The sequence below is a fragment of the Sphingomonas sp. genome, assembly GCF_051962185.1.
Lineage (GTDB): Bacteria > Pseudomonadota > Alphaproteobacteria > Sphingomonadales > Sphingomonadaceae > Sphingomonas.
Map to the genome: position 1 here is coordinate 1 of NZ_JBQCCN010000031.1, position 8,174 is coordinate 8,174.

Sequence of the window (8,174 nt, forward strand, 5' to 3'; positions counted from 1 at the left end):
TCCCGCCTGTGCGGGAAGTGGCCTGCCTCGGATCAGAACTTGAAGCCGGCGGCGATGCCGTAGCGGCGCGGTTCCAGCGTGAAGGCGTTGGTGAACAGGCCCGACGACTGGTCGGTCACGTAGAGGCCGGTGATCGCGTTGTTGTTGGCCAGGTTCTGGACGAACGCGCGGACGTAGAACTTATCGCTCGGTCCGTTCAGCTGGAGCTGGGCGTTGATCACTTCATAGCCCTGGATGCGGTTGACGTTGCCGTTGAAGATGCTGCCGTAATAGCCGCCGGTATAGGCAAGGTCGACACGCGGCACGATGTTCCAGTCATGGCCGAGCTGGCCGGTCCACTGGATGCCCGCCGAGAACTTGTAGTGCGGCGATTGCGGCAATTCGTTGCCCTTGATGTTGACGGGAACGCCAGAGCCCATGACGGTAACGGGGGCAGCGGTCGCCGCGGCATAGCCCGCGAGCACGTCGCAGACGCTGAACGCGCCCGTCGTGCCGCCCATGCCCGGGATCGGCGTGGTGCCTTGCAGCGACCCGCCCGGAGCGTTCGGGAATGCCGGGCTGTTGAACGCACCGGCGTTCAGGCCCGCATTGACGCCGTTGACGAAGGCGTTCGAGATCGCGCCGTTGCCCGAGTTCGATACCACCGCGCAATTCGAGCCGTTGGTGATGTCTTTGATGATCACCGCGTCCGTGCGGCCGCCCGACGGATCCTGCGGGTTGCCGAGGAACTTGTCGTTGGCGACCTTGGTATGCAGGTAGCTCGCCGTCAGGTTGATCAGCACCGAGTTGGAGGGCTTGATGATCGCTTCGGCCTCGGCCCCGTAGATGTCGGCGTCGACATTGTCGTTGACCGAAGTGCGCGCCACGATGCGGCTCAGCTGCAGCTGCTTGTACTGATAGTAGAAGGCCGTGAGGTTGAGGCGCAGCGTGCCGTCGAGGAAGGTGTTCTTCGAGCCGATTTCGAACGCATTGACCGTTTCGGGGCCGAAGGTCAGCGGGACGCTGAACCCGGCGGCCAGCGACGGGTTGATGCCGCCCGATTTATAGCCGCGCGAATAGGACGCGTAGAGCAGGTTGCGCGAGGTGATCTGCCAGTCGAGCACCGCGCGCCCGGTCAGGCGCCCGAAGCTGACGTTGTTGATCGCCAGCGGCTGGTTGCCGGCACGCGACGGATCGGCATCGTAGCAGGCGAAACCCGGCGCCGAATAGGCATTGGCCGCGCCGACCGGGACCGGACAGTTCAGCAGGTTGGTGCGCGACTGATAGTCTTTCTCGTCGTGATTGTAGCGCAGGCCGCCGGTCAGCTTCAGGTTCTTGCCAAGATTGACATAGGCCTCACCGAAGACGCCGTAGCTCTTGAGGTGATAGAATTCGGAATCGTTGCGATAGAACGGCGTGCCGAGCACGTTGCCGCCGCCGCCGCCGAGCAGGCCGGCGGCATAGTCCAGTGCGAACGAGTTCACGGAATAGCTGTTGTCGTAGACCTTGTAGTCCAGATAGCCGGCGCCGACGAGGAAGTTGAACGGCCCGTCGAATTTCGACGAGACGATGCCTTCACCGAACCATTGTTTGCCGCGCGCGTTAGAGCGGTCGAAGTCGAGGCTGGTGGGCGCGCAGATCTTGTGGCCGCTGTAGACGCCAGTGCCGGTCGGTTCAGCGAGCGACTGGCAGAGCGTCGACGTGTTGCCGTTGGGCAGCAGGATATTGCGGATCGCCTGGTAACCCGGGCCCAGCAGACCGGCACCGGCCAGCGTGTTGAACAGGTTGAGCCCGGGATTGGTCGCGTACGACCGCTCGATGCCGACGTTATAATCGACAGTCGAATCGGTCATGCCTTCGGTATAGCCGCCGTCCAGCTTGAACAGGACCGACCCGAAATCCTGGCTGAAATTGACCAGGACCTGCTTTTCGTTGGTCTTGAAACGCGGCAGCGAGTCGATGTTGACCGTGCGCATGTCGGCGGGGTTCACGTAGCCGGTATAGCTGTCGCCGTCGGCGCCATAGACGCTGCCCAGCGCGAACGGCGCCAGGGGTGCGGTCGAGGTGCGCAGCTGAAGGAATTGGCTCGAGGTCAGCACCGAGGCGAGCGTTGCGTCGCCGTTGACCTGTTCGAACGCGAGACGGTCGGGCAGACAGCCCAGCACGCCGGTCGGGTCCCGGTGGCAGAGCTGTTTCTGGATGCGCGAGCGATCGTCGCTTTCCTTGAAATAGTGGCCGACGATGTCGAGCGTGGTATTGGCGGTCGGCTGGAAACGCAGCGACACGCGGACGTCATACTGGTCGCGCCCGTCGATGTTCGAATTGGTGTAGAGGTTCTTGGTGAAGCCGTCGCGGTTCAGGTAATAGCCCGCGACGCGAACGCCGAACACATCCCCCAGCGGCAGGTTGAACATGCCCTTGACGCGGATGCTGTTGTAATTGCCGTATTCGACGTCGCCCGAGGCATGGATGCCTGAAAGATCGGGCTTGGCGCTGATGAAGTTGATGACGCCGCCGGTCGCGTTGCGGCCGAACAGCGTGCCCTGCGGGCCGCGCAGCACTTCGATGCGCTCGACGTCGAAATATTCGTTCTGGAAGATCGGTGAGCCCAGCACCGGCACGTCGTTGACGTGGATCGCGGTCGCCGCGTCGCAGGTCACGCCGACGCAGAGATCGCCGATGCCGCGGATGTTGAACGACGAAGACGACGTGAAATTGCCCTTGGTGAAGGTGATGTTGGGCAGGGTCAGCTGAAGATCGCTGGTGGTGTTGATCTGCTGCTCTTTGAGCGCTTCGGAATTGAACGCGGACACCGCGATCGGCACCGTCTGCAGGGTTTCGGACTGGCGCTGCGCAGTGATGACGATGTCGCCGATCTGACTGTCGTCGGACGTGGTCTGCGGCGCCGGCGCCGCCGCTTGCGGCTGTGCCGGCGTGTCTTGCGCCATGGCCGGCGTGGCCGCGATGAGCGCGATAGCGGACGCGGCGAGCAGTTCGAATTTCTTCATTGGGTACATCCCCTCATGCAGACGCCCCGATCTTTATGCCGGTTGGCGTGGTTTCCGACGAAGTGGAGCGAGCCTAGGAAGCTTGGTCTTGCGGCGTCAATGGCCTTCGGGCACGGAAATAAGCGGGTTTCGCCGTCTGTTGCTTAAAAGAAACAGTATGGACCGTACCCGAAGCTCTATTTTGCGGCCCTGCCGTAACGTCACCCTAGTGGAAAAGCCCGGATCGACAGCGATGAACGACCATGACGAAGATTTGAATGACGGCGATCTGGTGGCGTCCGCGCCCAAGATTCCGGTGCCGGACGATGTCGCCGACGCGGTCCGGACGCTGATTCGCTGGGCCGGCGACGAACCGGAGCGCGAAGGCCTGCTCGATACGCCTCTCCGCGTCGCGCGGGCGTGGAAGGAATATTGCGCCGGATATCAGGACGACCCCGCCCTGCATCTGAAGCGCGTGTTCGAGGAAGTGGGCGGCTATGACGATATCGTCCTGCTCAAGGACATTCCGTTCCAGTCGCATTGCGAGCACCATATGGCGCCGATCATCGGCAAGGCGCACATCGCCTATCTGCCCAAGAACCATGTCGTCGGCATTTCCAAGCTGGCGCGCGTGCTGCACGGCTTCGCGCGGCGGCTCCAGGTCCAGGAGCGGCTGACCGCCGAGGTCGCCGATTGCATCTGGGAAAACCTCGAGCCGCAAGGCGTGGCGGTGGTGATCGAGGCGACGCATGCCTGCATGACAGCGCGCGGCGTGCGCACGCCCGGCGTGTCGATGGTCACCAGCCGCATGATGGGCGTGTTCCGCGACGACGAGCGCAGCCGGCGCGAAGTGCTGGCGCTGATGGACATGCAGGGCCGCGCGTGAGCGGCGTGACGCGCACCGTCCTCGTCACCGGTGGGTCGCGGCGGATCGGCGCGGCGATCGTCCGTGCGCTGGCGAGCGCGGGGCACCGGGTGGTGATCCATCATCACCACCCGCATGATGAGGATGCGGTCAGCCTGGCGCAGGAACTCGACCCGTCGGGAGAGCGCGTCGCGACGGTGGTCGGCGATCTCGCCGCGCCCGACGCCGCTGCGGCGATCCTGCGCGCGGCGCGCAACGCGATGGACGGAGCGATCGACGGCCTGGTCAATTGCGCTTCGATATTCGAGTTCGACCGCCCGCCCGCCTTCGACGCGGAACTGCTTGCACGCTTGGTCGCGGTCAATCTCGCGGCGCCCGCTGCCTTGGCTTGCGCGCTGGCGGAGCAGCAGGGGCTCGAGGACGGGGCGGTGGTCAATCTGCTCGACCAGAAGGTCGCCAATCTCAATCCCGATTTCTTCAGCTACACGCTGACCAAGATCGCGCTCGAGGGCGCGACCACGATGCTCGCCCAGGCGCTCGCCCCGCGCGTGCGGGTCAACGCCGTGTCGCCCGGGCTGACGCTCCCGAGCGGCGACCAGAGCGAAGCGGAATTCACCAGCGTGGCGAGCGAGAATCTGTTGCGGCGCCCGCTGCCGATCGACGAAGTGGCGCGGGCGGTGGAGTATCTGCTGACCACGCCGGCGATCACCGGGCACAATCTATTCCTCGACAATGGTCAGCGCTTTCTGAAGCGCGAGGGAGATGTGATGTTCTCGACCCCGGGCCGCCGCGATGGCTGAGGCGACGTACACGATCCGTCTCGACGGGCTCGAGGTGCGGATGGGCCTGGGCATCCATGAGGCCGAGCTCGCGGGGCCGCAGCGCGTATTGGTGTCGGTGGCGATGACCTGCGCTTATCCGGCGGTGCCGGAGGACCGGATCGATCAGGTGGTCGATTACGACCGCATCCGTGAGGGGGTATTGGCCATCGCGGCAGGCGGGCACGTGATGCTCCAGGAAGTGCTGTGCGAGCGCGTCGCCGCCTTGTGCTTCGCCGACCCGCGCGTGGTCGCGGTGACGGTGCGATCGGCCAAGCCGGACATCTATCCCGACGCCGAGATCGGTTGCGAGATCGTCCGCACGCGGGGTTGACCCGCCTTTGCCGTCCCTCCACGACCAATATCAACAAAGGGGAGGATGATATGACCTTGTCGCTCTATTCCGCGGTCGTTCCGAATTACGTGCAGAGTCTCGGCGCCGTGCGCGGGCTGCTCGACAAGGCGGAGGCGCATTGCGCGGAGACCGGTTGCGATCCCGCCGATCTCCACGCGGCGCGACTGGCCGACGATATGCTACCCTTCGGCTATCAGGTGAAATCGTGCTCGGCGCATTCGATCGGCGCGATCGAGGGCGTTCGCGCCGGCGTCTTTTCGCCCGACCGGACGCCGTGGCCGACCACATTCGAAGGGCTGCGCGAGGCGGTCGATCATGCCCTTGCCGCGGTCGAAGCACTCGATCCCGACGAGATCAACGGTTTCGTCGGCCGCGACATGAAGTTCACGATGGGCGAGATGACGATGCCGTTCACCGCCGAGGACTTCCTGCTCTCCTTCTCGCAACCCAATTTCTATTTCCACGCGACGACCGCGTACGACATCCTGCGCTGGAAAGGCGTGAAGCTCGGCAAGCGCGACTTCATGGGTCGCCCGCGGCTGAAGCTATAGCCGGGGATCGACCCGGCGTTATCGCGCCGGCGGATGTCGGGCCTCCTGGTGTTCCGTCGCGTCGCGAAAGCAAGGTAGCTTCTCGCAATGACACCCACCCCCGGCGAAGGCCGGGGCCCCGCCCCGCCGCGACGCCTTCGAAGCGATGGGGCGCCATCGCGACGCCATGAAGCTGGGCGCCGGCCCTCGCCGGGATGGACGAATTGGCTTCCGCTAAGCCCGATTAGCCGCGCTGACCACCGCCCGCACGCTTGCCGTCGCGACATCCTCGTCGATGCCGATGCCCCAGACGGTCTCGCCATTCGCCGCGCGGCATTCGACATAGGCGGCGGCCTGGACGTCGGTGCCGTGGCCGATCGCATGCTCGACATAGTCGATCACTTCGAGCTCGATCCCGAACCCGTCGCGCACCCCGGCCAACACGCTGGAGATCAGGCCGTTGCCGCGGCCGCTGACCGACTTGGTCGACCCCGCCTCGGCGATGCTGCCGGCGAAGATGCGGTCGCCGTTGGGTGCGCGCGTCTCGTCATAGGCCTGGAGTTGGAGCCGCTCGCCCCCATAGGGGAGGTAGGTGCGCTGGAAGAGCTGCCAGATGTCGTCGGCATCGAGCTCGCGGCTGGTCTGGTCGGCCAGGCCCTGGACGTGTTTCGAGAAATCGGCTTGCAGGCGCTTGGGCAGCTTGAGCCCCTTGTCCTGTTCGAGGATCCAGGCGACGCCGCCCTTGCCGCTTTGCGAATTGACCCGGATCACCGCCTCGTAGCTGCGGCCGAGATCGGCCGGGTCGATCGGCAGATAGGGGACTTCCCAGATATCGTCATTCTGCCGCTCGCGCGCGGCGAAGCCCTTCTTGATCGCATCCTGATGCGAGCCCGAGAACGAGGTGTAGACCAGCTCGCCGGCATAGGCGTGGCGTGGATGCACCGGCAGCTTGGTGCAATATTCGACCGTGTTGATGATGTCGTCGATGTCGGAGAAGTCGAGGCCGGGATCGACGCCTTGCGTGTACATGTTGAGCGCGACCGTCACGATGTCGCAATTGCCGGTGCGCTCGCCATTGCCGAGCAGGCAGCCCTCGACACGATCGGCGCCGGCCATCAACCCCAGTTCCGCCGCCGCGACCCCGGTGCCGCGGTCGTTATGCGTGTGCAGGCTGATCAGCACGCTGTCGCGATTAGGGATCGTGCGCCCGAACAATTCGATCTGGTCGGCATAGACGTTGGGGGTCGCGCACTCGACCGTCGCGGGCAGGTTGAAGATGATCGGCTTGTCGGGCGTGGGCTTCAGCACGTCCATCACCGCGGCGCACACCTCGACCGAGAAATCCACCTCGGCGGTCGAGAAGGTTTCCGGGCTGTATTCGAACCGCCAGTCGGTGTCGGGCCGCGCGGCGGCGCAGTCGCGCAGCATCTTCGCGCCGTCGACCGCGATCGCCTTGATCTCGTCCTTCGACATGCCGAACACGATCTTGCGCCAGGCCGGCGATACGGCGTTGTAGAGATGGACGATCGCGGTCGGTGCGCCGTCGAGCGACTGGAAGGTTGTCTCGATCAGGTCGCGCCGCGCCTGGGTCAGCACCTGGAGCGTGACGTCGGCGGGCACGCGGCCGGAGCGGACCAGGCCCTGGATATAGTCGAAATCGGTCGCGCCGGAGGCGGGGAAACCGACCTCGATCTCCTTGATCCCGGTCTTGACGATCAGATCGAAGAAGCGGGTCTTCTTCTCCGCGTCCATCGGATCGATCAGCGCCTGGTTGCCATCGCGCATGTCGGTCGACAGCCAGACCGGCGCCTTGGTGATGGCCCGCGACGGCCATTGGCGGTCGGGCAGGTTGATGGTCGGAAACGCTCGGTATTTGGTCGAAGGATCGCGCAGCATGGCTCTTCTCGTCTGGATCAGGCGGGGAGGGTCAGCCCTTAGGCGCGGTGCGCGCCGTTGCCGGCACGCGGGATGAGGTACGCGCCTAAGGGCGCGTAAGTCGAAGCAGGGTAAGGCCGAGCCCGAACGTCATCTCGCGACAAGCCCTAGCCCGGCGCGGTCAACAAAGTCCAGCGCGTTTCTGCATTGATCCACCGCAAGGATTTCTTGGAGGCATTGCGGCAGCATTGCTGTCCTGTCAGGAGCAAGCCATGCGTCAAATCATCTATCGCAGCACGAGCACGGCGGACACGCGCCGCGCGGTCGACGAGATTCCGGGCATCTTGCGGCAGGCGGTCGCGCGCAACGGGGTCGATGGCATCACCGGGCTGCTCTACACCCAGGACGACGCTTTCCTGCAGGCGATCGAGGGCCCGCCGGAAAGCATGACGGACCTGCTCGCGCGGCTTTATCGCGACGATCGCCATCGCGAGCTGCAGATCCTGGTCGATCGGCCGGTCGAGCACCGCGAATTCGGCGACTGGACGATGATCCATCGCGATCGCCGGGAATCGATCGATGCGTTCGATGATCGGTTGCGGGTGTTGTTGGCCGGCGTCTCCGACGAGACGGTCGAGCACTTCCGGGCGCTGCAGCCGGCGTGACGAGCCAAAGCCATCTCCCGCACTTGTAGCCCTCTCCCGCGCGCGGGAGAGGGTCGGGTGAGGGTCTTCTTTCTTCTATTTTGTCTCGGCATACGCCTGG

Annotated in this window: 7 protein-coding genes; 5 read left to right on the forward strand and 2 right to left on the reverse strand. The window is 64.8% G+C overall.

Annotated features, from left to right (window positions below; genetic code table 11):
- Window positions 1-32 precede the first annotated feature (32 nt).
- Window positions 33-2,987 carry a TonB-dependent receptor gene (locus tag ACTHJR_RS02205; protein WP_440521430.1) on the reverse strand — a complete coding sequence of 985 codons (2,955 nt, stop codon included), beginning with the start codon at window positions 2,985-2,987 and terminating at the stop codon, window positions 33-35.
- Window positions 2,988-3,219: 232 nt separating this feature from the next.
- On the opposite strand from ACTHJR_RS02205, the gene folE reads away from it, so the two are divergent.
- From folE to ACTHJR_RS02225, 4 genes are read left to right on the forward strand one after another with little or no spacing between them, the layout of a single operon-like run.
- Entirely contained in the window at window positions 3,220-3,852 is a 633-nt protein-coding gene (gene folE, locus ACTHJR_RS02210; RefSeq protein ID WP_440521431.1) for a GTP cyclohydrolase I FolE, read from the forward strand.
- 5 nt (window positions 3,853-3,857) lie between these two features.
- Window positions 3,858-4,631, forward strand: coding sequence for an SDR family oxidoreductase (locus ACTHJR_RS02215; RefSeq protein WP_440521432.1), 774 nt, complete (start codon window positions 3,858-3,860; stop codon window positions 4,629-4,631).
- Entirely contained in the window at window positions 4,624-4,983 is a 360-nt protein-coding gene (locus tag ACTHJR_RS02220; RefSeq protein ID WP_440521433.1) for a dihydroneopterin aldolase, read from the forward strand. The genes ACTHJR_RS02215 and ACTHJR_RS02220 overlap by 8 nt, the downstream gene beginning before the upstream one ends.
- 50 nt (window positions 4,984-5,033) lie before the next feature.
- On the forward strand, window positions 5,034-5,555 hold the full coding sequence (locus tag ACTHJR_RS02225; protein WP_440521434.1) for a DUF1993 domain-containing protein: 522 nt from the start codon (window positions 5,034-5,036) through the stop codon (window positions 5,553-5,555).
- Window positions 5,556-5,768: 213 nt separating this feature from the next.
- Here ACTHJR_RS02225 and leuA read toward each other — a convergent pair whose 3' ends face one another.
- Entirely contained in the window at window positions 5,769-7,430 is a 1,662-nt protein-coding gene (gene leuA, locus ACTHJR_RS02230) for a 2-isopropylmalate synthase (protein ID WP_440521435.1), read from the reverse strand.
- 251 nt (window positions 7,431-7,681) lie between these two features.
- On the opposite strand from leuA, the gene ACTHJR_RS02235 reads away from it, so the two are divergent.
- On the forward strand, window positions 7,682-8,074 hold the full coding sequence (locus ACTHJR_RS02235) for a BLUF domain-containing protein (RefSeq protein WP_440521436.1): 393 nt from the start codon (window positions 7,682-7,684) through the stop codon (window positions 8,072-8,074).
- The last annotated feature ends 100 nt before the right edge of the window (window positions 8,075-8,174 follow it).